Source organism: Amycolatopsis coloradensis (assembly GCF_037997115.1).
GTDB classification, from domain to species: domain Bacteria; phylum Actinomycetota; class Actinomycetes; order Mycobacteriales; family Pseudonocardiaceae; genus Amycolatopsis; species Amycolatopsis coloradensis_A.
Window position 1 is genome coordinate 7,052,911 of sequence record NZ_CP150484.1, and the last position, 25,833, is coordinate 7,078,743.

Annotated in this window: 23 protein-coding genes and 1 tRNA gene; 12 read left to right on the forward strand and 12 right to left on the reverse strand. The window is 68.7% G+C overall.

Annotation, left to right across the window (positions count from 1 at the left end; translation table 11 throughout):
* Nucleotides 1–129 precede the first annotated feature (129 nt).
* Nucleotides 130–1,443, forward strand: coding sequence for a DUF349 domain-containing protein (locus LCL61_RS32750; RefSeq protein WP_340683324.1), 1,314 nt, complete (start codon nucleotides 130–132; stop codon nucleotides 1,441–1,443).
* A 270-nt stretch (nucleotides 1,444–1,713) separates the two neighbouring features.
* Entirely contained in the window at nucleotides 1,714–2,172 is a 459-nt protein-coding gene (locus tag LCL61_RS32755; protein ID WP_340683325.1) for a hypothetical protein, read from the forward strand.
* Between the two features lie 160 nt (nucleotides 2,173–2,332).
* Here the strand turns inward: LCL61_RS32755 and LCL61_RS32760 are convergent, their stop codons facing one another.
* Both LCL61_RS32760 and miaB read right to left on the reverse strand, forming a co-directional pair.
* Nucleotides 2,333–2,794, reverse strand: coding sequence for a hypothetical protein (locus LCL61_RS32760; protein ID WP_340683326.1), 462 nt, complete (start codon nucleotides 2,792–2,794; stop codon nucleotides 2,333–2,335).
* On the reverse strand, nucleotides 2,791–4,305 hold the full coding sequence (gene miaB, locus LCL61_RS32765) for a tRNA (N6-isopentenyl adenosine(37)-C2)-methylthiotransferase MiaB (protein WP_340688735.1): 1,515 nt from the start codon (nucleotides 4,303–4,305) through the stop codon (nucleotides 2,791–2,793). Before miaB ends, LCL61_RS32760 begins: the two co-directional genes overlap by 4 nt.
* 16 nt (nucleotides 4,306–4,321) lie before the next feature.
* On the opposite strand from miaB, the gene LCL61_RS32770 reads away from it, so the two are divergent.
* The gene (locus LCL61_RS32770) at nucleotides 4,322–5,233 is read left to right on the forward strand and encodes a TAXI family TRAP transporter solute-binding subunit (RefSeq protein ID WP_340683327.1); all 912 of its coding nucleotides are present in this window, start codon (nucleotides 4,322–4,324) and stop codon (nucleotides 5,231–5,233) included.
* On the opposite strand, the gene LCL61_RS32775 is transcribed toward LCL61_RS32770, so the two are convergent.
* Both LCL61_RS32775 and LCL61_RS32780 read right to left on the reverse strand, forming a co-directional pair.
* On the reverse strand, nucleotides 5,223–6,623 hold the full coding sequence (locus LCL61_RS32775; RefSeq protein ID WP_340683328.1) for a HAMP domain-containing sensor histidine kinase: 1,401 nt from the start codon (nucleotides 6,621–6,623) through the stop codon (nucleotides 5,223–5,225). The genes LCL61_RS32770 and LCL61_RS32775 overlap by 11 nt on opposite strands.
* A 4-nt stretch (nucleotides 6,624–6,627) precedes the next feature.
* Nucleotides 6,628–7,317, reverse strand: a complete 690-nt coding sequence (locus tag LCL61_RS32780; RefSeq protein WP_185927233.1) for a response regulator transcription factor — start codon at nucleotides 7,315–7,317, stop codon at nucleotides 6,628–6,630.
* A 398-nt stretch (nucleotides 7,318–7,715) separates the two neighbouring features.
* On the opposite strand from LCL61_RS32780, the gene LCL61_RS32785 reads away from it, so the two are divergent.
* The 5 genes from LCL61_RS32785 (at nucleotide 7,716) to LCL61_RS32805 (ending at nucleotide 11,606) form a co-directional block, all read left to right on the forward strand.
* Nucleotides 7,716–8,444: an amino acid ABC transporter ATP-binding protein gene (locus LCL61_RS32785; RefSeq protein WP_007029281.1), complete on the forward strand. Its 729-nt coding sequence runs from the start codon at nucleotides 7,716–7,718 to the stop codon at nucleotides 8,442–8,444.
* A 79-nt stretch (nucleotides 8,445–8,523) separates the two neighbouring features.
* Nucleotides 8,524–9,357: a glutamate ABC transporter substrate-binding protein gene (locus LCL61_RS32790; protein WP_340683329.1), complete on the forward strand. Its 834-nt coding sequence runs from the start codon at nucleotides 8,524–8,526 to the stop codon at nucleotides 9,355–9,357.
* An 84-nt stretch (nucleotides 9,358–9,441) separates the two neighbouring features.
* Nucleotides 9,442–10,137, forward strand: a complete 696-nt coding sequence (locus LCL61_RS32795; protein WP_340683330.1) for an amino acid ABC transporter permease — start codon at nucleotides 9,442–9,444, stop codon at nucleotides 10,135–10,137.
* The gene (locus LCL61_RS32800) at nucleotides 10,134–11,039 is read left to right on the forward strand and encodes an amino acid ABC transporter permease (protein WP_340683331.1); all 906 of its coding nucleotides are present in this window, start codon (nucleotides 10,134–10,136) and stop codon (nucleotides 11,037–11,039) included. Before LCL61_RS32795 ends, LCL61_RS32800 begins: the two co-directional genes overlap by 4 nt.
* 123 nt (nucleotides 11,040–11,162) lie before the next feature.
* A complete protein-coding gene (locus LCL61_RS32805) occupies nucleotides 11,163–11,606 on the forward strand; it encodes a class I SAM-dependent methyltransferase (protein WP_340683332.1) in 444 nt (147 codons plus the stop codon).
* Between the two features lie 147 nt (nucleotides 11,607–11,753).
* On the opposite strand, the gene LCL61_RS32810 is transcribed toward LCL61_RS32805, so the two are convergent.
* From LCL61_RS32810 to LCL61_RS32840, 7 genes are all read right to left on the reverse strand, one after another.
* A tRNA-Glu gene (locus LCL61_RS32810) sits at nucleotides 11,754–11,825 on the reverse strand.
* Nucleotides 11,826–12,147: 322 nt separating this feature from the next.
* Complete coding sequence (locus LCL61_RS32815) at nucleotides 12,148–13,164, reverse strand: ABC transporter permease (protein WP_340683333.1); 1,017 nt, start codon at nucleotides 13,162–13,164, stop codon at nucleotides 12,148–12,150.
* Nucleotides 13,161–14,684, reverse strand: coding sequence for a sugar ABC transporter ATP-binding protein (locus LCL61_RS32820; protein WP_340683334.1), 1,524 nt, complete (start codon nucleotides 14,682–14,684; stop codon nucleotides 13,161–13,163). The genes LCL61_RS32815 and LCL61_RS32820 overlap by 4 nt, the downstream gene beginning before the upstream one ends.
* Complete coding sequence (locus LCL61_RS32825; protein ID WP_340683335.1) at nucleotides 14,681–15,718, reverse strand: sugar ABC transporter substrate-binding protein; 1,038 nt, start codon at nucleotides 15,716–15,718, stop codon at nucleotides 14,681–14,683. Before LCL61_RS32825 ends, LCL61_RS32820 begins: the two co-directional genes overlap by 4 nt.
* A gap of 26 nt (nucleotides 15,719–15,744) precedes the next feature.
* Nucleotides 15,745–16,503: an SDR family oxidoreductase gene (locus tag LCL61_RS32830; RefSeq protein WP_340683336.1), complete on the reverse strand. Its 759-nt coding sequence runs from the start codon at nucleotides 16,501–16,503 to the stop codon at nucleotides 15,745–15,747.
* Complete coding sequence (locus tag LCL61_RS32835) at nucleotides 16,500–17,801, reverse strand: enolase C-terminal domain-like protein (RefSeq protein ID WP_340683337.1); 1,302 nt, start codon at nucleotides 17,799–17,801, stop codon at nucleotides 16,500–16,502. Before LCL61_RS32835 ends, LCL61_RS32830 begins: the two co-directional genes overlap by 4 nt.
* Nucleotides 17,801–18,661 carry a fumarylacetoacetate hydrolase family protein gene (locus LCL61_RS32840; protein WP_340683338.1) on the reverse strand — a complete coding sequence of 287 codons (861 nt, stop codon included), beginning with the start codon at nucleotides 18,659–18,661 and terminating at the stop codon, nucleotides 17,801–17,803. Before LCL61_RS32840 ends, LCL61_RS32835 begins: the two co-directional genes overlap by 1 nt.
* 231 nt (nucleotides 18,662–18,892) lie before the next feature.
* On the opposite strand from LCL61_RS32840, the gene LCL61_RS32845 reads away from it, so the two are divergent.
* A complete protein-coding gene (locus LCL61_RS32845; RefSeq protein ID WP_340683339.1) occupies nucleotides 18,893–20,146 on the forward strand; it encodes a Bcr/CflA family multidrug efflux MFS transporter in 1,254 nt (417 codons plus the stop codon).
* Nucleotides 20,147–20,216: 70 nt separating this feature from the next.
* Here LCL61_RS32845 and LCL61_RS32850 read toward each other — a convergent pair whose 3' ends face one another.
* Nucleotides 20,217–21,440, reverse strand: a complete 1,224-nt coding sequence (locus LCL61_RS32850) for an NAD(P)/FAD-dependent oxidoreductase (protein WP_340683340.1) — start codon at nucleotides 21,438–21,440, stop codon at nucleotides 20,217–20,219.
* A 219-nt stretch (nucleotides 21,441–21,659) separates the two neighbouring features.
* On the opposite strand from LCL61_RS32850, the gene LCL61_RS32855 reads away from it, so the two are divergent.
* The 3 genes from LCL61_RS32855 to LCL61_RS32865 all read left to right on the forward strand — a co-directional run bounded on the left by LCL61_RS32855 (nucleotide 21,660) and on the right by LCL61_RS32865 (nucleotide 25,823).
* On the forward strand, nucleotides 21,660–21,869 hold the full coding sequence (locus LCL61_RS32855) for a hypothetical protein (RefSeq protein WP_340683341.1): 210 nt from the start codon (nucleotides 21,660–21,662) through the stop codon (nucleotides 21,867–21,869).
* Nucleotides 21,870–21,927: 58 nt separating this feature from the next.
* A complete protein-coding gene (locus LCL61_RS32860; RefSeq protein WP_340683342.1) occupies nucleotides 21,928–23,901 on the forward strand; it encodes an SDR family oxidoreductase in 1,974 nt (657 codons plus the stop codon).
* Between the two features lie 113 nt (nucleotides 23,902–24,014).
* The gene (locus LCL61_RS32865) at nucleotides 24,015–25,823 is read left to right on the forward strand and encodes a hypothetical protein (RefSeq protein ID WP_340683343.1); all 1,809 of its coding nucleotides are present in this window, start codon (nucleotides 24,015–24,017) and stop codon (nucleotides 25,821–25,823) included.
* The last annotated feature ends 10 nt before the right edge of the window (nucleotides 25,824–25,833 follow it).

The following is a 25,833-nucleotide window of genomic DNA, read 5'->3' on the forward strand; positions in this document are numbered from 1 at the left end:
GTGGACGCTGAGCTGCTTGAATGCCGCAAGGGGTTGATGCCCCCGAAGCAAGACGGCAACGCATTACCCGGCCCCGCCGCTAGGCGGGGCGCCCGCGCCAGCGGGCGTACAGGCGATAAGGAGCCTGCGATGGCCCAGGAGAACACGTCCACCGGTACCCCGGCACCGCACCCGGTACCGCACGCGCTCGGTGGCGGGCACCCCGCACCCCCCGTGCCGCCCGCCGAGCCCAGCCCGTCCGCTTGGGGCAGGGTCGACGACGAAGGAACGGTCTACGTCACCACACCCGACGGCGAGCGCGCGGTCGGTGTCTGGCAGGCCGGGAGCCCGGACGAGGGTCTGCTCCACTACGCGCGCCGCTTCGACGACCTGCGCACCGAGGTCGAGCTGCTGGAAACCCGGCTGGAGTCCGGCGCGGGCGATCCGAAGCACGCCCTGGCGACGGCCACGCAGCTGCGTGACGGCCTCGCCGAAGCCGCCGTCGTCGGCGACATCGCCGCGCTGAGCGGACGCATCGAGCAGGTCATCGCCCACGCCGAGAAGGCGCTGGCCTCGGCCAAGCAGGAGCGTGAAGAAGCCCGCGCGGCAGCCGTCGTCCGCAAGCAAGCCCTCGCCGACGAGGCCGAGAAGCTCGCCGCCGAGTCGACCCAGTGGAAGGCCGCCGGCGACCGGCTGCGCGCCATCCTGGACGAGTGGAAGACCGTCAAGGGTGTCGACCGCAAGACCGACGACGAGCTGTGGAAGCGGTTCTCCAAGGCCCGTGAGGCGTTCAACCGGCGCCGCGGCTCGCATTTCGCCGAGCTCGACAAGCAGCGCGCGGGCGCCAAGCACCGCAAGGAAGAGCTGATCGCCGAGGCCGAAGCGCTCTCGGAGTCGTCGGACTGGGGCGAGACGGCGGGTCGCTACAAGGACCTGATGACCGAGTGGAAGGCCGCCGGCCGCGCCCCCAAGGACAGCGACGAGGCGCTCTGGCAGCGTTTCCGCGCCGCGCAGGACAAGTTCTTCGCCCGGCGGTCCGCGGTGTTCTCCGAGCGGGACGCCGAGTTCGCGACCAACGCGCAGCAGAAGGAAGAGCTGCTCGTCGAGGCCGAGAAGATCGATCCCGCGGCCAACCTCGACGCGGCGAAGCAGCACATGCGGCGCATCCAGGACCAGTGGGACGAGATCGGCAAGGTCCCGCGCGAACGCATCCGTGAGCTGGACGGGCGCCTCAAGGCCGTGCAGGACGCGATCAAGTCGGCCGAGGACAGCAAGTGGCGCCGGACCGACCCGGAGGCGCAGGCCAGGGCGGCGCAGTTCCGCGAGCGGGTCGAGCAGTTCGAGTCGCAGGCGGCGAAGGCCCGTGCGGCGGGCGACGAGCGGCGCGCGAAGAAGGCGGACGAGCAGGCCGCGCAGTGGCGTGAGTGGCTCGACGCGGCGGAAGCGGCTATCGCGGACCGCTGATTCGGATCCGTCCGTGAAGGCCTCCTTACCTACCCTGAGGGTAGGTAAGGAGGCCTTCACTACGTTCCGGCGCTGCCGCTTCCACACGTCGCGTTGTGCCTGATGGTGCCAGTGGGACTCGAGGTGAGGCTCCGGCACGATGAGGGGACTTCGAGGGACTCTGGGTCCTCAAGGAGTCCTTCACGGCGCTTCACTCCACTGTGGAGGGACAGATCGCTCGTTCGCGCGTATTCGGGCGCTCTCCGCGCCCAACCGTGGTCGACTTCGAGGATGAACCAGACACTGATTCCCCCAGTACGCCGGGCGTTCGCCGCCCTGGCGATCAGTTGTGCTCTGGTGGCCGGGCTCGCCCCGGCCGCGGCGGCGACCGGTTCCCCGGCACCGCTCCCCGCCTCCGCCGAAGCCGGCAAGAAGAAGGTCAAGCTCGACGCCTCGCTCAGCAAGAAGCAGGTCCAGGTCAACGAAAAGGTCACCCTCAAGGGGGCTCTGCAGGTTGAGGGAGGCGCGCGGTCCGACGGCACGGACAATCTCGAAGCGATCATCGTGCAGCAGCTTCAAGGGAGTGTCTGGGTGAACATCGCCGACACGACCTGCCGGCCCAACTCGACGTTCTCCCTGAAGCTGAGTTTCTCCTTCAGCGCGATGGTCACGCTGCGGGCTTACCACCCGGAAACGACGCTCTACGCGAGCGCGTACACGTCCAGCAACCTCACCCTGCGGGTCGGCTAGGCCGTGTCCTGTAAGTCTGTTCGATGGGCTTCGTGATCCAGGTGGTTCCTGGCGGTGCGGACGGTTCGGCCTCGTACCGGGTCGTACTCGGCCGCGTCCGCTCGTGCCGTCAGGGACCACCTGGGCGCGGAGACCGCGAACACGACTTGCAGGACACGGCCTAGCTGCGGGAGAAGGCGGCACGCATCCAGTAGATGGCCAGCGCGACGGTGGCGATCCAGGCGACGATCAGCCCGAAGCCCGGACCGCCACCGGCCGCGCCGGTCGCGTTCGAGGACTGCTGGGACCAGATCGCGAGCATTCCGTCGACGGAGGCGAACCATCCGCCCGCGGCGCAGACCCAGGCCAGCCACCAGCGACGGGTCACCAGCGTGACGGCGGAGACGAACACGCCGACCCCGGTGGAGGTCGCGGCGAACAGCTGCGGGATCCCGCCGCCCTTGCCGAGCAGCACCTCCCAGCCGGCGTGCTCGCCGACCCAGGGCAGCAGCTGCGCGACCAGCAGCACGAACACCAGCACGGCGATGGAGAATCCGCGCCTGCCCAGTTCGATCGTCTTGGCCGCGCGTTCGCCGGCTTCGTCGATCTCGGCGGCGAGTTCGTCGATCTTCGGTTCGGTCACAGTGCACACCCGCTCACCGGTTCCGGCGTGACGGCCGGGGCACCGAAGCCCGGCAGGCCCAGCGTCACGCCGTTGGTCTTCGGCCGCAGCCCTGCCTCGGAGTTGTCGCCCGCCTTCGTGCGGCGGTGCGACAGCAGGTCGCCGTCGGCGACGAGATGGTGCGGAGCGCCGTAGGTCACCACGGTCTCGACGACGTCGCCGGGACGCACCGAGCGGTCCACGAGCGGCCCCGTCGGCGTGAAGTGGACGAGCCTGCCGTCCCGCGCGCGGCCGCTCAGGCGCTGCGTCTCGGTGTCCTTGCGTCCTTCGCCGGAGGCCACCAGCAGCTCGACCCGCCGACCGACGATCTTCTTGTTCTCTTCCCAGGAGATGTCGTTCTGCAGCTTCACGAGCCGTTCGTAGCGCTCCTGCACGACCTCCTTCGGCAGCTGCCCGTCCATCTCGGCGGCGGGCGTGCCCGGCCGGATCGAGTACTGGAAGGTGAACGCGCTGGAGAACCGCGCCTGCGCGACGACGTCGAGCGTCGCCTGGAAGTCTTCTTCGGTCTCACCCGGAAAGCCGACGATGATGTCGGTGGTGATCGCGGCGTCGGGCATCGACTCGCGCACGCGGTCGAGAATCTTCAGGTAGCGCGCCGAACGGTAGGACCGCTTCATCTCGCGCAGCACCCGGTCCGAACCGGACTGCAGCGGCATGTGCAGCTGGTGGCACACATTCGGCGTCTCGGCCATCGCGTCGATGACGTCCTCGGTGAACGCCGCCGGATGCGGCGAGGTGAACCGGACGCGCTCCAGCCCGTCCACGGAGCCGCAGGCGCGCAGCAGCTTCCCGAACGCGAACCGGTCGCCGAATTCGACACCGTAGGAGTTCACGTTCTGGCCGAGCAGGGTCACTTCCAGCACGCCTTCGGCGACGAGCGCCTCGACCTCGGCGAGGATCTCGCCGGGGCGGCGGTCGCGTTCCTTGCCGCGCAGCGCCGGGACGATGCAGAAGGTGCAGGTGTTGTTGCAGCCGACCGAAATCGACACCCAGCCCGCGTACGCCGAATCGCGCTTCGCCGGGAGCGTCGAAGGGAAGGTCTCGAGCGATTCGAGGATCTCGACCTCGGCCTCGGCATTGTGCCGCGCGCGCTCCAGCAGCGTCGGCAGCGAACCGATGTTGTGCGTGCCGAAGACGACGTCGACCCAGGGCGCGCGCTTGACGATCTCGCCGCGGTCCTTCTGGGCGAGGCAGCCGCCGACGGCGATCTGCATGTCCGGCTTCGCCGTCTTCTGCGGCCGCAGATGGCCGAGGGTGCCGTACAGCTTGTTGTCCGCGTTCTCCCGCACCGCGCAGGTGTTGAACACGATCAGGTCGGGTGTGGCCTCGCCGTCACCCGGTACGTAGCCGGCGTCCTCGAGCTGCCCGGCAAGACGTTCGGAGTCATGCACGTTCATCTGGCAGCCGAAGGTGCGGATCTGGTAAGTGCGCGCGCTCATCTCGCCTTCGAGGGTACGCGGGCGGGGTTCCATGGCACGATCGACCCTCATGAGGAGACCAGGGGTGCTCGCGGTGGTGATCGCCGTCGTCTGTGCCCTGGTCGCCGGGTGCGGGCCCGATCTCTCCGGGACGAAGGTGCGGATCGCGGCGGGCCTCGACGGTGGCGTCTACGACAAGCTGGCCGAGGCGCTGGCCGACGCGTGGGCCGCGCAACTGGACACCGAGCGGCCCGTGATCCAGGAGACCCAGGGCTCGCCGGACAACGTCGGACGGGTGCGTGCGGGGAAGGCCGACGTGGCGTTCGTGGCCGCCGACGTGGCCGCCGACAACACCGCCGGTTTGGCCGCGCTGGCCCGCGTGCACGACGACTATCTGCACGTCATCGTGCGCGCCGACTCGCCGATCAAGTCGTTCGCGCAGTTGCGCGGGCACAAGGTCGCGATCGGTTCGCCGGATTCGGGGGTCGAGTTCCTCTCGAAGCAACTGCTGAAGGCGGCGGGGCTGACCGGCGCGATCGACCGGCGCAATCTCGGCCTCCCCGAGGCGCTGCCCGCGCTGGAGAACCGGCAGATCGACGCCGTCATCTGGTCGGGTGGCCTGCCGACGCCGTCGATCACCGAGAAGGTGCACACGGTCGGTCTGCGGCTGCTCGACATCACCGATCTCGCGGACGCCCTGCGGGCCACCAGCCCGGTGTACCGGACGGCGACCATCCCGGTGACGGCCTACAACCTGCCGTCGCCGGTGACCACGCTCGTGCTGCCGAACTTCCTGGTGGTGCCCACGTCGATGCGCGACGACGTCGCCGAGGCGCTCGTGCGCGGGCTGTTCGACGCGCGGGATCAGCTGGTCAAGGCGGCGGGCGCGGCGTTGTCGATCGACGTCCATCCCGCCATCGAGACCTCTCCCCTGCCGCTGCATCCGGGCGCACTGCGCTACTTCAGATCACTCAAGGATTGACGACCGGCAGGGTCACGGTCACCTGAAGGCCGCCGCCTTCGGGTGAGCTGAGCCGCAGCGAGCCATCCGAGCGGGCCAGGATCTCGGTGACGATCGCCAGGCCGAGGCCGGATCCGGGCACGTTCTGATGCGCGGTGCTGCGCCAGAACCGGTCCGCCGCGCGGTCCAGCTCGTCTTCGCGCAGGCCGGGGCCGTGGTCACGGACGGCGATGTCGACCTTCCCGTCCGCGGTGGTGACGTCCACCCGCACCTCGGTCCCCGGCTCGGTGAACTTGAGCGCGTTGTCCAGCAGCGCGTCGAGGACCACTTCGAGGCCGCGTGCCGGGGTGAGCACCCGCAGTCCGCCGCCCAGCCCGGTCGCCGCCAGCGTGATGTCGCGTGCCGCGCCGACCACGGTCCAGTCGGCGACCCGGGCGCCCACCATCTCGTCGAGGCCGACCGGCACCAGTTCGCCGCCCGACGCCTCGGCGCGGGCCAGCGAGAGGAGTTCGTCGAGGATCTGGTTGAGCCGTCGCGCGTCGACGACGGCGGCTTCGAGGTCGGCCGCGGCGAGGTCGTCGTCGACGTGACCGTCGAGGTTGCCGAGCCGGATCTTCAACGCGGTCAACGGGTTCCGCAGCTGGTGGGAGGCATCGGCGACGAACGCGCGCTGCGCCGACAGTGCCTCGTCGACGCTGGCGGCCATCCGGTCGAAGGACCGTTCGAGCTGCCGCAGTTCCGGCGGGCCGCCGGTCTCCCCCACCCGTTTGACCTCGCGGCCGCTGACCACGGAGGCGACCAGTTCGCCGGTGGCGTCGTCGAGCCGCCGGACCGGGCGCAGGATCCAGCGCACCACCGGCACGGCGACCAGGAGTGCGATACCGAACGCCAGCACCGCGCCCGCCGCGATGAGCAGCCACCACCACAGCAGTTCGGTGCGAGCCTTGGCGGTCGAGGACACCGTGATCACCGCGCCCCGCACCTCGCCGTCGATGAGGATCGGCTCGGCCAGCACCAGCGGCTCGGTGTTCCACGGCATCAGCAGCGGTCCGGGCTCCGAACGCCGTCCCGCCAGCGCCTGCTGCAGATGCGAAGCGATGACTGGGTCCTTCAGGTCGATCCCGGCCGTCTCGCCCGGACCCCTGGCGACGGATTCGCCGTCCTGGTCGACGATCGCCACCGGCACCCCATAGACCTCGGTGTAGCGGCGAAGCTCGTCCTCGATCAGGTCCGGCCGGTTCTCCACCAGCGGGCGCTGGGCCAGCGACGCGAACCGGGAGGTGTCGGTCAGGCGGTCGAGGAAGAGGTCGAGCTGCACACTGGCCGCCACGCTGAGCGCTAGCGGGATGCCGAGGCCGAACACGAGCGCCGCGACCAGCGTCAGCACGATCGCCTGGAGGCGGACGCGCACCGGCTCAGCCCTCTTCGGCCGGACCGTAGGCGCCGCCGAGGCGGTACCCGACCCCGCGGACGGTCTCGATCAGCGCGGGCCTGCCCAGTTTGGTCCGCAGGGTGGCGACGTGGACGTCGAGCGACCGGCTCTCCGCGGGGCCGCGGTGACCCCAGACCTCGTTCAGCACGTGATCACGGGCGCAGACCGCGCCGCGGGCGGTGACCACCAGCGCGAGCACCTGGAACTCCTTGCGCGACAACGAAACCGGCTGTCCGTCGACCTGCACCTCATGGCGTCCGATATCGACCGAGACATCACCCGCGCGGATGACGCCCGGCGGTTCGGGCGCGGCAGGCCGTTCCCCGCGGCGACGGCGCACGGCCTCGACACGGGCGACCAGTTCGTCGACGTCGTAGGGCTTGACCAGATAGTCGTCGGCGCCGGATCGAAGCCCCTGGATCCGGTCGTCGACCTCGCCCCGCGCCGAAACGACGATCACCGCGACGTCGCTGACCGCGCGGATCCGGCGGCACAGGACGATCCCGTCGATGTCGGGGAGCCCGAGGTCGAGCAGCACGACGTCGACCTCGTGCACCAGATCGAGCACCCCGGCGCCGGAAGCGAGGCGTTTGATCGTCAGGCCGCGCCGGGTCAGCGCGGGCGTCAAGGCACCCGCGACCCGGTCGTCGTCCTCCACCAGCAGTACCCGCACCCGTGTTTTCCCTTTCACGCCGTCACCGCCACCGCGACGACTTTGAAGAACGACTCTATGGGGTGAGTCACCTCTCGCGCTGCCCGTACCGCTGGGCCGGATGGCCCTGTGAGGGACCCGCTGCACGCGGTAATGGTCACGATGCGTCACAGATCTCGTGTGACCCCGGTTACGAGACACCCCCGCTTTGTCTAGGCTGATCAGCGCCGGACGGAGGTGGACCGGGGCCGTCCGGTGGCTTGAGAACGATACGGACTTGAAACCCTAAGTATTGGTCAAGCCGTCTTTACAAGCGGTCCGACGGGAGTAGGTTTCCGCCATCGCGTGGTGCCTGACCCCGCAGTCCCCTGCAAACGAACGCTCCTGGAGGCCAGATGACCGCGGAGGTGGCGGCGCCGATGATCAAGGCGGCCGCCGTGAACAAGTACTTCGGCGACCTGCACGTGCTCAAGGAGATCAACCTCGAGGTGCCGCGCGGGCAGGTCGTGGTCGTGCTCGGGCCGTCCGGGTCTGGCAAGTCGACACTGTGCCGGGCGATCAACCGGCTGGAACCCATCAACTCCGGCGAGATCGCGGTGGACGGCGTTCCGCTGCCCGCCGAAGGAAAGGCGCTGGCCGCGCTGCGCGCCGACGTCGGCATGGTGTTCCAGTCGTTCAACCTGTTCGCGCACAAGACGATCGTCGAGAACGTCATGCTCGCGCCGATGAAGGTCCGCAAGGTCAACTCGGCCGAGGCCCGCAAGACCGCGATGGACCTGCTCGAACGTGTCGGCATCGCCAACCAGGCCGACAAGTACCCGGCCCAGCTTTCCGGCGGGCAGCAGCAGCGTGTGGCGATCGCCCGCGCGCTGGCCATGCGCCCCAAGGTGATGCTGTTCGACGAGCCGACCTCGGCGCTGGACCCCGAGATGGTCCAGGAGGTCCTCGACGTGATGACCACGCTCGCCAAGGACGGGATGACGATGCTCGTCGTCACCCACGAGATGGGCTTCGCGCGGCGCGCGGCGAACCGGGTGGTGTTCATGTCCGACGGCGAGATCGTCGAGGACTCCACTCCGGACGACTTCTTCACCAAGCCGAAGACGGATCGCGCCAAGGACTTCCTCGGCAAGATCCTGACCCACTGAGGTCTTCCCCGCCGGCCGGTATGGCTGGACAAGATTCGGAAGGAAACTGAGAACAATGCGGTTGAACCGAGTTCTGCGAATGAGCGCGGCCGTCGTGGCGGCCGGTCTCGCCCTCTCCGCCTGTGGCGGCGGCGGGTCGGACGCCGGCAGCGGCTCCAGCGGCGCCAAGAACGTGGTGGCGAAGGCCAAGAACGACAAGAAGCTGACCATCGGCATCAAGTTCGACCAGCCCGGTCTCGGCCAGAAGCAGGCGGACGGCACCTACGCCGGATTCGACGTCGACGTGGCGAAGTACATCGCCAAGGAGCTCGGTGTCGAAGAGTCTGGGATCACCTGGAAGGAAGCGCAGTCCGCGCAGCGTGAGGACCTGATCAAGAAGGGTGAGGTCGACTTCATCGTCGCCACCTACTCGATCACCGACAAGCGCAAGAACGAGGTCTCCTTCGCGGGCCCGTACTTCATCGCCCACCAGGACCTACTGGTCCAGGCCGACAACACCGACATCACCGGCCCGGAGTCGCTGACCGGCAACAAGAAGCTCTGCTCGGTCAAGGGATCGACCCCGGCGCAGAACGTCAAGGAAAAGTACGCCAAGGAAGTTCAGCTCCAGGAAGTCGGCAAGTACACCGACTGCGTCACCTCGCTGCTCAACAAAACCGTCGACGCGATGACCACCGATGACGTGATCCTCGCCGGCTACGCCTCGCAGCAGCCCGGCAAGCTGAAGCTGGTCGGCAAGGGCTTCACCGACGAGAAGTACGGCGTCGGCCTGAAGAAGGACGATGCCGAGAGCATCACCGCGATCAACAACGCGATCAAGAAGATGCAGCAGGACGGCGCTTGGAAGGCCGCTCTGGAGAAGAACGTCGGCCCGTCGGGTTACAAGATCCCGGAGCCTCCGGCCATCTCCTGACCCCCGGCTCGCTGAGCCGCTGAACTGAAGGAATCGAACGGTGCGCCGTGTACCGCGGCGCACCGTTCCCATACCGAGGCTGGGTTGAGCACCTTGTTCGATTTCCTCGACAATCCCAATTACGACTTGCTCGGCGCCTTCTGGATGACGATCAAGCTCACCTTCTTCTCCGCGATCGGTTCCCTGATCTGGGGCACCATCCTGGTGGGGATGCGGGTGAGCCCGGTTCCGATCATGCGGGCGTTCGGCACCGCCTACGTCAACATCTTCCGGAACACCCCGCTGACGGTGATCATCGTCTTCACATCGCTGGGATTGTCCTCCACCCTGGGACTCAACCTGGCCTCGTCGGAGTCGACGACATCGTTGGAGGACAACGCCTTCCGGCTCGCGATCCTCGGCTTCGTCGCCTACACCGCCACATTCGTCTGTGAATCGCTGCGGTCGGGTATCAACACAGTCCCGGTAGGCCAGGCGGAAGCGGCCCGCGCGCTGGGGCTCGGCTTCGTCCAGGTGCTGACCCTAATCGTGCTGCCACAGGCGTTCCGGTCGGTGATCGCGCCGCTGGCGAACGTCATGATCGCGCTGCTGAAGAACACCACGGTCGCGTCGATCATCGGTGTCGCCGAGGCGTCACTGCTGATGTCGGACATGGTCGAGAACGAGTCCGACTCGCTGTTGCTGGTCTTCCTGCTCTTCGCCGCCGGGTTCGTCGTCCTGGTCCTCCCCCTCGGCCTGCTGCTGGGCTGGGTCGCCAAGAAGGTCGAGGTCAAGCGATGAGCGCGCAGACCGTCCTCTATGACATTCCCGGGCCGAAGGCGCGGGCACGGAACTGGCTCTACAGCGTCCTTTTCGTCCTCGTCCTGGCGCTGGTCCTCTACTACATCTACGTCGGCTTTGACGAGAAGAACCAATGGTCGGGGGCGCTGTGGGACCCCTTCCTCAAGGGCTCGACCTGGACCGAATTCATCGTGCCCGGCCTGCTCAACACCCTGAAGGCCGCGGCACTGTCGATCGTGATCGCGTTGCCGATCGGTGCACTGCTGGGCATCGGCCGGCTGTCGGACCACAAGTGGATCCGGGTCCCGGTCGGCGCGGTCGTCGAGTTCTTCCGGGCGATCCCGGTGCTGCTGCTGATGGTCTTCGCCGCGGCGTTCTACGCGTTCTACACCGACATCGACGCGGAGATCCGCCCGCTGTTCGCCGCGGTGACGGGTCTGGTGCTCTACAACGGCTCGGTCATGGCCGAGGTGTTCCGCGCGGGCATCCTCTCCCTGCCCAAGGGGCAAGGTGAGGCCGCGTCCGCGCTGGGCATGCGCAAGACCCAGATCATGATGACCGTCCTGCTGCCGCAGGCGGTCACCCTGATGCTGCCCGCGCTGGTGAGCCAGCTGGTGGTCATCCTCAAGGACACGGCGCTGGCCGGTCAGCTGACCATCGGCTTCAACGAGCTGATCCGCAGTACCGGACCGCTCACCGGTCTCTACGGCAACACGATCCCGACACTGATAGTCGTCGCGATCATCTTCATCGTGCTGAACCTGCTCCTGAGCTGGTTCGCGTCGTGGCTGGAGAACAAGCTGGCGCGGCGGAAGAAGGCGCCCAAGGGCGCCAAGCCGGTGCACTCCGCACCGTCCAGCGTGGTCATGCAGCGCGACGACGCGAGCGGTGGGGCGCTGTAGCTCCGTAGAAGTACATGAAGGCCCCCTTCCTTGCGCCCAGGTACAGGAAGGGGGCCTTCGCGTACTCCGGGATAGGCCTCTTGGTCCTGTCGGGACAGCAGCCGCTCGGCTAGCGTCGGCCGTATGGCGGACCAGGCCGCGACGCTGCTCGAAGCGCTGCCGGACCTGGCGGGCAGGTCGGTCCTGGTCGTCGGGTGCGGCGATGGCCGCTATCCCCGCCTGCTCCGCGGCAAGGGCGCTCGCCGCGTGGTCGGCGTCGACGCGGATAAGGCGCTGATCGCGGCAGCCCAACGCGAAGAGGAACGCGACCCCGTCGGGATCTCGTACGAGGTTCACCAGCTCGCCCGGCTGCCCGTGATGGGTACCTTCGACGTCGTCCTGGCCTTCCTGGACTCCCCTGCCCATCTCGGTCGCGTCGCCGCGAGCCTGGTGACGGGCGGGCTGCTGGTGGTCGTCGCCACGAACGGGCTCAACCTGGAAGAAGGTCTGCGGGACAACGGTTTCCAGGACCTCGTCCTGCGCCGCCACGAGAGCGGCGACGTGCACAGCGCCCGTAAGACGGGCTGAGTCGCGCACCCTGGTGTCGAGCCAGGCTGGCCGGGGCTATGAATCCCGGCCGGTCGCCGGACCGTGCGCGTCTGGCGGTATGGGACACACGGACCCCACACCGCCGCACCGGTACGACGGAACAGGTTTCCCCGCCGTGCCGGGGCGTAGCGCGTGTGGGAGTCGAACCCACGTCACCGGGGTGAAAACCCGGTATCCCTTCCGCTGGACCAACGCGCCTTGGCCTGGAACACAGTCCGGCACGCATGCGCACCGGACTGCTTCGTTCCAGAAATCAGGGTTCACCGAAAGAAAAGCCGCCCGGTTCGGTTTCCCGAAGGGCGGCTCCGCGTATGCGACGTCCGGCTAGGACGGCGGCGTGGAGCCACGTTTCTCTTCCATGCCAAGGAACATGGCGTAACAACGTCGCGTCATGTGTCCTCCTTGGTCGGTGTGCGGTAAGTGTGCGACAGGCGAGTGAGTGGGGGCAACCGATTAAGAGCCGTGAAGGCCTCCTTCCCTACTCTCAAGGTAGGGAAGGAGGCCTTCACGGACTTTCGGACTAGGTCTGGGCCTTCCCACCGGCATAGCGGGAAATGATCAGCGCGACCAGGATGATCACGCCGTAGATCGCCTTCAGCCATTCCGGCGGCACCTGCGCCACCTGCAGCAGGTTGGTGACCGTCTGCAGGAGCAGCACACCGGTGAGCGCCCCGACCAGGGTGCCCTTCCCGCCGTCCAGTGAGACACCGCCGATCACCGCAGCGGCGAACACCTGAAGGATCAATCCGTCGCCCTGATCCGCACCGAGAGCGCCGACGTAGCCGGTGTACGCGAGCCCGCCGAGCGCGGCCAGCACACCGGCCACGACGAAGACACCCCAAGAGATCCGGTCTACACGGATACCGGCGGCCCGAGCGGCTTCCCGGTTGCCGCCGATGGCGTACAGCGACCGTCCGATCCGGTGATACCGCAGCCCCAGCCCGAACACGGTGAACAGCGCCGCGGCCAGCCACACCGACATCGGCAGCCCGATGAACGTCGTCGTGGCCAGCGCGGTGAACACGTCCAGCTGATCGAAGAGCGTCTTTCCCTGCGTGGAACCGATCTGCGTGCCGCGCAGCACCGTCAGCATCGCGAGCGTGACGATGAAGGCGTTCAGCTTCAGTTTGACGATCAGGAAACCGTTCACGAAGCCGACCGCGGCACCGGCCACCAGCACGGCGAGGATGCCCGCGAAACCAGGGATCTCGGTGCCGAAACCCGAAGAAGCCACCGGGATGACCAGCATCGCGCCCAAGGCGGGCGCCATCCCCATGGTGGATTCCAGCGACAGGTCGAACTTCCCGGTCAGCAGCACGAGCGATTCGCCCAGCACCACCATCGACAGCGCGGCCGAGGCGGACAGGATCCCGACGATGCTGCCGAAGGTCAGGAACGTGTCACTGATCAGTCCTCCGATGACCAGCACCACGATGAGCGCGGGTACCAGGGCGAGTTCGCGCAGCCAGCGGAACTTCCGGCGCTTCGGCGGGGCCGCGAACGACGAGGTCTTCGGGTCGGTCATCAGTTCGGTCATCCGCGCTCGACTCCTTCGATGTCGGCCACCAGGTCGCCGTCGGACCAGCCCGCCCGGTGTTCGGCGACCACGGCGCCGGCGCGCAGCACCAGCACCCGGTCGCTCAGACGAAGATCGTCCAGCTCGTCGCTGACGATCAGCACCGCCTTGCCCTCCGCGCGCACCCGGTCGACGACCGCGAGCAGCGCTTCCTTCGATTTCACGTCCACGCCCGCGGTCGGGTTGATGAGCACCACCAGGCGCGGATCCCCGGCCAGCGCGCGGGCCAGGACGACTTTCTGCTGATTGCCACCGGAAAGGTCTGACACCGGCTGGTCCGCGTCGGCCGCGACGATGTCGTAGTCCTTCAACGCCTGGGCGGCACGGCCGTATCGCGCGCCCGGTGACGCCAGGCCACCCTTCCCCATACGGTCCAAAATGGACAGTGTGGCGTTGTTCGCGATGGAATGCTCCAGCACCAGCCCCTCGTGGTGCCGGTCCCTCGGCACACAGCCGATCCCGGCGCGGATCGCGGCCGGGATGTCGCCCGGTTTCAGCGGCTTCCCGTCCACCTCGATCATGCCGTCGGACGGCGAACGCAGGCCGTACACGGTTTCGGCGACCTGGTGCTTGCCGCTGGCGTTGCTGCCCGCGAGCCCGATCACCTCGCCGCGATGGATCCGGAAGGTCACGTCGGAGAACCCGTCACCGGAAAGCCCGTCGACGGTCAGCACCTCGTCGGCGTCCTGAGCCAGCGCCTCGCGGGTGGAGGCGTCGCGCACGGAAAGCCCGCCCTGCTCACCGGTCATCGCGTCGATCAGCTCGGCACGCCCGACCTCGGAGACCGGCGCGGTCAGGATGTGCTTGGCGTCGCGCAGCACGGTGACCGCCTGACAGACTTCGTAGATCTCGTGGAGGTGATGCGAGATGAACAGGAACGTCACCCCGTTGTCCTGCATCTGGCGCATCCGCGCGAAGAGCCGTTCGATCGCCTGGCTGTCCAGCTGAGCCGTCGGTTCGTCGAGAACGATGAACCGGGCACCGTAGGAGAGCGCCCTGGCGATCTCGACGAACTGCCGGTCCTCCACCGAAAGCTCGCCCGCCGGGGTGTCGACGTCGACCCGCACGTCCCAGGACTCGAGCAGTTCCCGTGCCTGACGGCGCAACCGCTGCCAGCCGATCGCGAACCCCTTGCCCGACTGGCGATTGAGGAACAGGTTCTCCGCGACGGTCAGCTGCGGGACGACCATCGCGTGCTGGTAGACGCAGGCGACCGCGCGTTTCCAGTCGTCCTGCCTGGACAAGGGCGGCGCGGGGACGCCGCCGAACTCGACGTGCCCGGTATCCGTTTTGGACAGTCCGGTGAGGATGGAGACGAGTGTCGATTTCCCGGCACCGTTGCGGCCGACGAGCGCGTGCGACTCGCCGGGGTGCACGGTGAGGCTGACGTCGGACAGCGCCACGGTCGGGCCGTAGCGTTTGCCGACGCCCTGTGCGCTGACCACCGGCACGGCGGCGGATCCGGCGGGCAGCGCGCTCACAGGTTGTTCCCCCAGAGGGACTTGTCGTCCACGTTGTCCTTGGTGACGACGGGCGCGGGGAGCTGGTCTTCCAGGATGCCGGGCCGGACCTCGACGACGGTGCTGCCGTGATCGGTCGGCCCCGCCTTGAAGGTCTCCCCCGCCATGGCCTTCTTGATCCAGTACATGCCGTACTTGGCGTAGTCGTCGGCCGGCTGCGAGACGGTCGCGTCGAGTTCGCCCGCGCGGATCGCGGCGAGCTCCTGCGGGATGCCGTCGTTGCTGACCAGCACGACATGCTTCGGGTCGCCGACCGGGAAGTAGAGGTTCTTGCGCTTGAGCGCCTGCTGCGTCGGCGCCAGGTACACGCCGCCCGCCTGCATGTACACGGCCTTGATGTCCGGGTTCGCGGTCAGCAGACTGTCCAAACCGGACGAAGCCTTGTCCGCCTTCCATTCGGCGGCGACCTCCAGCACCTGGACGTCCGGGTACTTCGTCTTCATGCACTGCCGGAACGCCTCGGAGCGGTCACGGCCGTTGACCGAGGCCAGATCACCCATGACCTGCACGACCTTGCCCGACGTCACCTTCGCGCCGATCGCCTCGCAGGCCTTGGTGCCGTACGCCTTGTTGTCCGCGCGCACCACCATGGCGACCTTGCCGCTCTCCGGCGCGACGTCGACGGCGACCACCGGGACACCCTTGTTCTCCGCCGCCTTGAGGCCCGCCACGACGGCGGCGGAGTCCAGCGGCGTCACGACCAGGCCCTTGACGCCCTGGTTGAGCAAGGTGTTGATGTCGGTGATCTGCTTCGCCGAGTCGCTGTCCGCGTTGACCGTCGGCAGCGCCTCGACACCCTGTTCCTTCGCCTTCAGCGGTACGTAGTTGTTGTAGGCCTGCCAGAACGGCGAGGTCAGCAACGGGATCGTCGCACCGACCTTGCCGCCCCCGCCCGCACCCGGCTGGGTGGCGTTGTCCTTCGTGGACCCACAGGCCGACAGGGCCAGCCCGAGCGCGGTGGCCGCGGCGGCCACCTTGATCACCCTCGTACGCACCGCATCCTCCTTGACGACAGCGAAAACTACTGCTGGACCGGGCCGCGCGGACGCAACCCGTACATACCTCCGTCGACAGCGAGCGCCGTGCCGGTGGTCGAAGCCGACAGCGGGCTGGCCAGGTACACGACCGCGTTCGCGACCTCGTCCGCGGTGACCAGCCTGCCCATCGGCTGACGGGCGGCCAGCGCGGCGCGTTCGGTCTCCGGATCGCCCGCGGCGTCGAGCAGCCTGCCGACCCACGGGGTGTCCGCGGTGCCGGGGCAGACGCAGTTGACCCGGATCCGGTCGGCGAGGTGGTCGGTCGCCATCGCCAGGGTCAGCGAGAGCACCGCGCCCTTGCTGGCCGAGTACAGCGCACGGTTGGGCAGGCCCGCCCACGCGGCGATCGAACAGGTGTTGACGATCGCGGCCGAGGGCGAGTTCTTGAGGTGCGGCAACGCCGCCCGCGCCAGCCGCACCATGCCGACGACGTTGATGTCGAGCACGCGGTGCCATTCGTCGTCGCTGTTGGCGGTGACGTCACCCTGAGCGCCGATCCCCGCGTTGTTGACCAGGACGTCGAGCCTGCCGAACCGGTCGGCGACCGCGTCGATCGCCGACCGGACCTCTCCGTCGGAACCGACGTCACAGCGGAATCCGGTGAGATCTTCGGGAAGGTCACCGGGATTCAGGTCGAGGACCGCGACCTTCGCCCCGCGTGAGGCGAGCAGGTCCGCGGTGGCCCTGCCGATTCCCGACGCGCCTCCGGTGACCGCCGCGACGAGGCCTTCGAACTCACTCACTTGCTTGTCTCCGTCCATTCCGGACCGTCGGGGAAGGTGAACCGGCGCAGCGTCGCGTCGTGCATCCGCGCCGAGAAGCCCGGCGCGGACGGGGCGACGTAGCGGCCGTCGACGACGGCGGCCGGATCGGTGAAGTGCTCGTGGAGGTGGTCGACCCACTCGATGGACCGGTCGGCGTCGGAACCGGACACCGCCACGAAGTCGAACATCGACAGGTGCCGGACGAGTTCGCACAGCCCGACACCGCCGGCGTGCGGGCACACCGGGATCCCGAACTTGGCCGCCAGCAACAGGATCGCCAGGTTCTCGTTGAACCCCCCGACCCTGGCGGCGTCCAGCTGCAGCACCGAGATCGCGCCCGCCTGGAGCAACTGCTTGAACACCACGCGGTTCTGGACGTGCTCGCCGGTGGCCACCCGGATCGGGGCGAGCGCCTTGGCGATCGCGGCGTGCCCGAGCACGTCGTCCGGCGAGGTGGGTTCCTCGATCCAGTACGGGTCGTACGGCGCCAGCGCGGTCATCCAGGTGATCGCGGTCGAGACGTCCCAGCGCTGGTTCGCGTCGACGGCGACCCGGATGTCCGGGCCGACGGTCTCGCGGGCGAGTTTCATCCGGCGGACGTCGTCCTCCAGATTCCCGCCGACCTTCAGCTTGATCATCTCGAAGCCGTCCGCCACCGCCTGCTCGGCGAGCCGGACCAGTTTCGCGTCCGAATAGCCGAGCCAGCCGGGAGAAGTGCTGTACGCGCGGTACCCGTCACGCTCGATCCGGGCGATCCGCTCGGCGCGGCCCGGCTCGGCGGCGCGGAGGATGTCGAGCGCCTCCTGCTCGGTCAGCGCGTCGGTCAGGTAGCGGAAGTCGACGAGGGAGACCAGGTCCTCGGGCGACATTTCGGCGGCGAATCGCCAGACCGGGAGCCCGGCGACGCGCGCCGCGAGATCCCAGGCGGCGTTGACCACCGCGCCGATCGCCATATGCGCGACACCCTTTTCCGGGCCGAGCCACCGCAGTTGCGAATCGCCGACCAGGGTCCTCGACAGGGCGCCGAGCGCGGCGGCGTCGGTCGGCACGTCCATGCCGACGACGTGCGGTTCCAGCGCGCGGATCGCCGCGGCCTGGACGTCGTTGCCGCGGCCGATGGTGAAAGCGAGTCCGTACCCGTCCGGACCGCCGTCGGTGTGCAGCACGACGTACGCGGCCGAGTAGTCCGGGTCCGGGTTCATGGCGTCCGAACCGTCGAGCTCCCGCGAGGTGGGGAACCGGACGTCGAGCACCTCCATGCCCACGATCTTCGCCATCACGCCTGCCTGACGTTCTGGCGCTGGCGGCCGAGGCCGTCGATCTCGAGCTCGATGACGTCCCCTTCGCGCAGGTACGGCTTGGGATCCGGCTGGCCGAGGGCGACGCCCTGCGGAGTGCCGGTGTTGATGAGGTCGCCGGGCCGCAGCACCATGAACCGGCTCAGGTAGTGCACGATCTCGGCGACCGAAAAGATCATGTCCTTGGTCGAGGAGTCCTGCTTCTTCTCGCCGTTGACCCACAACCGCAGGCCGAGGGCTTGCGGGTCGGGCACCTCGTCGGCGGTGACCAGCCACGGGCCGAGCGGGTTGAAGTTCTCGCACGACTTGCCCTTGTCCCAGGTGCCGCCGCGTTCGAGCTGGAACTCGCGTTCGGACACGTCGTTCGAGACGGTGTAACCGGCGACGTACTCGAGCGCCTCTTCGGCGCTTTCGATGTAGCGCGCGGTCTTGCCGATGACGACGCCGAGCTCGACCTCCCAGTCGGTCTTGGTCGAGCCGCGCGGCACGAGCACGTCGTCCTCCGGCCCGACCACGACGTCGGAGGCCTTCATGAACACGACGGGCTCGGTCGGGACGGCGGCGCCGGACTCCTCGGCGTGCTGCCGGTAGTTGAGGCCGATGCAGACGACCTTGCCCGGCCGCGCGATCGGCGCGCCCACCCTGGCCCGCGTGGCTTCGGGGCCGGCTTCGGGAAGCTCACCGGCGGCCAGCGCGGCGGCGACCCTGGCCACGCCGTCGCTCGCGAAGAAGCCGCCATCGATGTCGGTGGTCAGCCCCGAGAGGTCGCGCAGCGTGCCGTCCCCGGCACGTACGAACGGACGCTCACTTCCCGGCTCCCCGAGTCGCAACAGCTGCACGGATTTTTCCCTTCAAGCCGAACCGCCAGCAATCAACGGCTCCCACAGCAACGAACAGACATCCGATGTATACCCGACGAGCTTCGCCAAGATCTAGGGTCCGTCCGGATTTGGATCGAAAATTGATCGGATCAGTCTTGTGAAGCCTGGGTGGCGAGACTCACATCGGGAATAGTTACCTACTCTAAGCAAGTTGTTCCTCGCGGAACCATGACTGGGGAAGGAACGAGCATGACCATCGCGCCCGAGCGAGTGGAAGAACCCGTCGCGTGGCCCCGCACGAGCGGACGCGCCCGATTCGTCCTGATCCTCGGCGGCCTGTCCGCCTTCGGGCCCCTGTCCATCGACATGTACCTGCCCGCGCTGCCGCAGATGGCGGGCGAACTGCGCGCGGCGGACGCGACCGTCCAGCTCACACTGAGCGCGTTCATCATCGGGCTCGCCATCGGCCAGCTGATCCTCGGACCGCTGTCCGACGCGATCGGCCGCCGCAAACCGCTCGTGGCGGGCCTCGCGCTCTACATGGTCGGCTCGATCCTGTGCGCCGTCGCCCCGACCGCCGAACTGCTCATCGCCGCACGAGGCGTCCAGGCCTTCGGCGCCGCGGCGGGCATCGTGATCGCCAGGGCGACCGTGCGGGACCTCTACTCCGGCACCGCGATGACGAAGTTCTTCTCGCTGCTCATGCTGGTCAACGGGCTCGCCCCGATCCTGGCGCCGATCATCGGCGGCCAGATCCTGAACTGGACATCGTGGCGCGGCGTGTTCGTCTGCCTGACCGTGTTCGGCGCGATCCTGCTCGCCGTCGTCTTCTTCCTGCTGCCGGAACCGCTGCCCGAGGAACGCCGCACGCCCGCGCGGTTCGGCTCGGTGCTGCGGAAGTACGCGAGCCTGCTCCGCGACCGCGGCTTCCTCGGCTACGCGCTGGCCTCCGGGCTGATGTTCGGGAGCCTGTTCGCCTACATCTCCGGCTCGTCCTTCGCTCTGCAAGGCGTCTACGGGCTCAGCCCACAGGCGTACAGCCTGGTGTTCGGGCTCAACGGCATCGGCATCGTGGCCGTCGGCCAGCTGAACGGGCGTATCGTCGGCCGCTTCCCGGAACGGACCCTGCTGACCGTCGGTCTCGTCATCGCGGCGGTCGCCGGCTTCGGCGTCCTGGCCGCGGCGGTGCTGGACCTCGGCCTGGCCGGGTTGCTGATCCCGCTGTTCATCCTGGTGTCGAGCATCGGCATGGTGGCGCCGAACGCGAGCTCCCTGGCGCTCGCCGAACAGGCGCGGTCCGCCGGTTCGGCATCGGCACTGCTCGGCGTGCTGCAGTTCGTCGTCGGCGGGCTGGCGACGCCGCTGGTCGGGCTGGGCGGCGCGAGCACCGCGGTCCCGATGGGGATCGTGATGTCGGCCTTCGGCGTGCTGGCCCTGCTGGCCTTCGGGACCATGACGCGGCCTTCGCGTTCTTCGCGGGCCTTGGTCACCCAGGAGGCTTAAGCCCCAGCAGAGCGCAATGAAGGGGCCTTTCATAGCAAATTTGCCATGAAAGGCCCCTTCATCGCACGGGTCACCCCAGCGTCGAAAGATCAGCGGTCCTCAACTGCTCCGCGGTCACCGCCGCGCGCCCCTCGACCAAGGCCTTCAACGCGTCCCCGTCGTCCCACTGGTTGACGTTCATCGCGGCGGTCACCTGACCGTCCCGCAGCCAGAACGCCGTGAAGTCCCGCGCCGCGAGATCACCCCGCACCACGAGCTCATCCCGTCCGGGATCGGCGAGACCCCGGTATTCACAGCCAAGGTCGTACTGGTCCGAGAAGAAATAGGGGCTCCGCAGATACGGCTCGTTCTCCCCCAGCAGGTTCCCGGCGACGTGCTCGCCCTGCCACTTCGCGTTCGACCAGTGCTCGACACGGACACGTTTTCCGTAGCGGGGATGGAAATGCGCGGCGATGTCGCCGATGGCGTAGACGTCGGGCGCCGCCGTCCGCAGGCCGGCGTCGGCGCAGACGCCTCCGTCGTCGGACAGTTCCAGCCCGGCGGCGTGCGCGAGGCCGGCCCGCGGCGCGGCGCCGACGGCCACCAGGACGACGTCCGCGGGAAGCTCGTCACCACTCTTCAGGCGAACACCCGTCACCCCGTCCGAGCCGCCCGTGAAGCCGGCGACGCCTTCACCCAAACGCCAGTTCACGCCGTGCTCGGTGTGCAGGCCTTTGAACACCCCGGACACCTGCTCGCCCAGCACCGCGAGCAAGGGTGAGCCGACCTGGTCGACCACGGTCACCTCGGCACCGTGTTCCCTGGCGGCCGCCGCGGCCTCGGTCCCGATCCAGCCCGCGCCGACGATCACCACCCGTCCGGCGTCCTTGAACGCCGAGCGCAACGCCAGCGCGTCGTCGAGGGTGCGCAGGGTCCGCAGTCCCGGCAGGTCCCCGCCGGGCACCGGCAGCGAGCGCGGCCCCGAGCCGGTCGCGAGCACGAGCCGGTCGAAACGGTGTTCACCGCCCGCGTCGTCGTGCACGAGCCGCGCGCCGAGTTCGACCTTGGTCGCGGTCACGCCGCTCTTGAACGCGATGTCCTTCTCTCCGTAGAAACCCTCGTCGTGCACCCAGTCGGGTTCATCGGCCTTGCCCATCAGGAGCCCTTTGGACAAGGGCGGTAATTCGTACGGGCGATGCGTGTCGGTGCCGAGCAGCAGGACTTCTCCCGCGTAACCGCGTTCCCGCAGCGTCCCGGCCGCCGTCGCTCCGGCGAGACCGGCTCCGACGATGACGATCTTCCTGGGTTCGGACATCGATGACCTCCCAAGCAGTCCTCCCCCGGACGCTACTCCCGTTCGCCCTCGTCCGGCTCAGTGAAGGCGGAAGTCGATCACACTGTGTCCGATCACAGAATGAGGGATCGGTTAACCCATCAGTAGGAATGTCGGGTAATCGGCGTCACGCCCCCGAAAGCGCCTCGTCCCAGCCTCGGACGAGAAAGGGAGATCATGGGATACGGGAGGATGAGGACGTTGGCACCCCGGGACGAATGGTCGGTCGGCTGCCGGGATCTCGCGGGCAGGCGCAGGGACGTGACGGTGTTCGTGAGCAGCGACAAGATCGTGCTCGTGGCACCGCCCGGAGAGGCCGCCGTACTGGGGCCGCTGGACGTGGGACGCCTGCGCGCCGCGCTCCGCGACGCCGTGGTCGCGGTGGCCGAACATCCGGACCGCAATGAATGACAACTACCGTTCCTACTTCTGAGTAGGTAGAGTCGGCCCCGTTCGGAAGGAGCCGGCCATGACCACCTACTTCGTGACGGGCGCGACGGGTTTTCTGGGAAAACGCCTGGTCGCGCGCCTACTACGGCGACCTGAGACCGTAGCCGTCCATGTTCTCGTGAGGGAGACCTCACGCGGGAAGCTCCCGAGCCACGAGAAGCTCGTTCCCGTCACCGGCGACCTGACCGAAACCCTGCTGGGCATCGATCCCGCCCACCTGGCGCCCCTTGACCACGTCGTGCATCTCGGCGCGATCTACGACCTCACCGCGGACGAAGCGGCGAACCGCGCGGCCAACGTCGACGGCACCCGCAACGTCCTGGAGTTCGCCGCCGCCGCGAAGGCCGGGCTGTTCCACCACGTCTCGTCGATCGCGGTCGCCGGGCAGTACGCCGGGCGGTTCACCGAGGCCGATTTCGACCTCGGCCAGAGCTTCGCGTCGCCGTACCACGCGACGAAGTTCGAGGCGGAGAAACTCGTGCGGCGGCACGGGAAAACGCCGTTCCGCGTGTACCGGCCGTCCGCCGTGGCCGGCGATTCGCGGACCGGCGAGATGGACAAGATCGACGGCCCGTACTACTTCCTCCCGGCCATTTCGCGGCTCGCCGCGTTGCCCCGGCGTCTCCCTCTCGCCGCCCCGGATCTCGGCGCCACGAACATCGTTCCGGTCGACTACGTCGTCGAAGCGATGGAACACCTCATGCACGTCGACGCGCCCAGCGGCAGCACGTACCACCTCGCGTCGCCCCGGCCACAGCCGCTTCACGAGGTCTACAACGCCTTCGCGCGGGCCGCGGGCGGGCCGAAGATCTCCGCGGTCCTTCCTCCCCGGCCGTCCGGAGCGCTGAAGCGGGCCGGAACCAGGCTGGCGAAATCCGCGGCCACCGGATTCGACCGCGTCCCCGGCGGGCGTTCGGCCCGCGCGGCCGTGCTGGCGGAACTCGGCATCCCGCTGGAAATCCTGCCGCATCTGAGCATGGAGGTCGACTTCGACACGAGCGCGACCACGGCCGCGCTCGAAGGCAGCGGGATCACCTTGCCGCCGTTGAAGGAGTACGCCGGTCCGCTCTACCGGTACTGGCTGGAACACCTCGATCCCGACCGCGGCCGCCGCCGTCCGGGGCCGGAACCCCTCGACGGCCGCAAGGTGCTGATCACCGGCGCGTCGTCGGGCATCGGTCGCGCGTCCGCGCTGGCCGTCGCCGCGAAGGGCGGCGAAGTGATCCTCGTGGCCAGGCGCGCCGACGAACTCGAACAAGTCCGCGAGCAGATCGTCGCGGCGGGCGGGAAGGCGTCGGCGTATCCGTGCGACCTCACCGACGGCGGTGCCGTCGACGCTCTGGTCAAGGACGTGCTCGCCGCACACGGCGCCGTCGACATGCTGGTCAACAACGCGGGCCGGTCGATCCGGCGGTCGCTTTCGCTGTCCACCGAACGGTTCCACGACTTCGAGCGGACGATGGCGATCAACTACTTCGGCCCCGTGCGGCTGACGCTGGGCCTGCTGCCGTCGATGACCGCGCGCGGATTCGGGCACGTCGTCAACGTGACGACCCAAGGACTGCAAACGGACACGCCGAGGTTTTCCGCTTACCTGGCCTCGAAGGCGGCATTGGAGGAGTTCGGGCTGACCGCCGGCCGGGAAACGCTTTCCGACGGCGTCACCTTCACCTCGGTCCGGATGCCGCTGGTGCGCACCGACATGATCACGCCGACCGGGTCCTATCGCGGTATGCCGTCGAGTTCTCCCGAACGCGCCGCCGCGCTGGTGGTGAAGGCATTGGAGAAACGGCCGGAGATCCTGAACCTGCCGGAGGGCACGGCCGCCGAACTGGTGACGCTCGTCGCACCTCGGACGGCACGGTTCTTCGCCCATCTCGTCTACCGCGCCATGCCCGAGTCAGCGCCGGAATCCCGTGGCCTGCCCAGGAAGGCTCCGCTCGCGTCGGTGGCGGGAGCCGTCACCCGGCTGATCTGGCGCCGCCGTCCCTGACGTCCCGCCGCCGGGGCTCGATCGGGGGACGCCCCCGGCCGCTACCATCGGTTTCCGGAACGCCGGGGGGTCGGCGGGCACGGGCCGAGGCAGGACGACCGGGAAGGGGCAGTGTGGACGTCGCCAGTCCCCCGCTGTCGACCGGACCGGACGCGGCGGTGGTACGTCCGTCCAGGACAGTGCTGCGGCTTTCCCTGCACGTGGCCTGGGTGCTCGCGCTCGCCGTCGCCACCGAACTCCGGGTGGGGCGCTTCGGTTTCCACCCGTCGGACCAGGGTTTCATCCTCGCCCAGGCGTGGCGGGTACTGCACGGCGAAGTCCCGCATTCCGACATCATCTCCGCGCGGCCGCTGGGTTCGGCGTACCTGCACATCGTCGACTTCGTGCTGCCGGGGCCGCTCTTCTTCGTCTCAAGCGTGCTCAGCATGCTGGAGATCATCCTGGCGACCATCGCCTTCGCCGTACTGGTCACCCGGCGCCGCGTCCGTGACTGGGGTCCTGGACTCACCGGGCTGACGGCGGCCGCGTCGCTGCTGAACCTCAACGCCTTCCCGCTGATGGCCTGGCACACGATCGACGGGATCTTCCTGACCGCCTGCGGTGCCTGGGCACTGGATTCGGGGCTGCGCAACGGCAAGGCGTGGCCGCGGCGGCTCGGCCTGGTACTGCTGGGCACCGCGGTGTTCGTCAAGCAGAGTTTCGCGCCCGTGCCGCTGATCGCGCTGTGCTGGCTGGTGCTGCACCCGTCGCTGCGGGAAGGCGCGTTCCGCACCGGCCGCTGGTGGGCGCGGCTCGCCTGGGATCTGCTGGCGCTGGGCGCTTTTCTGGTGTTCTACTTCGGAATCGTCACACTCGACGGCGGGCTCGGCGCGATGGCCGAGCAGCTCACCGGCGGCCTGCCCGCGTACGGCGAGCGGCTTCTCGGGCTGTGGCTGGAAAATCCCGCGTCCCTGCTGCGGCCGCCGGTGCGGGGCTTGACCTTCTTCGTGATCGCCGGGGTGTTCCTCGCCCTGCTCGGGATCTTCCGCGACCGCGCGGGTTTCGCCGGGGCGGTCCTCGCGCGGCTGCTGCTCCTGGCCGGCGTGGCGGTGGTGGTCGGCACCGTCGTCGACGGGCACTTCACCGGCGCGTCGCGCTGGGCGGACGTCCTCTGGTGGATCCTCGGTGTCGCACTGCTGGTGCACTGGGCGGCGACGCGGCGATTCCCGCGGATGGGCGCGCTGGTCTTCGCGACCGGCTTCATGACCAGCCTGTCCTGGGGGAACGACACGCCGACGCTGTTCACCGGAACACTGGCGCTGACGGCGATCCTGCTGCTGTCGGACGCGCTGCCGCCGCTGCCCGAGCCGTCTCGCCGGTTGAGGCTGATGGGCGCCACCGCGATGGGCCTGGTCGCGGTGCTGGCGTCGGGCTGGGCCGTGGTCGCGCACCACGACGAGGCCGCGTATCTCGACATGGCGCACGAGAAGCTGACCGGTGACCTCGGCAAGGTGACGCCGTCGATGCGCGGGATCCGGACGAATCCGGGCACCTTCACCTACATCTCCCAGATCCAGGACTGTGTCACGCGATTCCCCGCGGGACGCACGGCCGTCCTGCCGGACAACCCGTTCGCCTATCCCGCCTTCGGCCTGCGCAACCCGTTCCCGCTGGAATGGCCGCTGCCGCTGGAGATCGTCGCCGACGCTCCGGAACGCATGCTCGCGACGGCCGACGTCCTCAACCGCGAAGGCGACTACCTGGTGCTGTTCCAGACCGTGAGCATGCCCGCCCTCGCCAAGGGCGGGCCGGTGCCCGCCGAGGTCGCCGCGGACGCGCCGATCTTCGACTACCTCGGGCTGGAGAACGCGCTGCGGTCGCGGCTCACCGGGCAGACCGTCACCTGCGGCAGCTTCATCGGCAAGTGGGCGCCGCGCCCCTGACGCGTGGGGG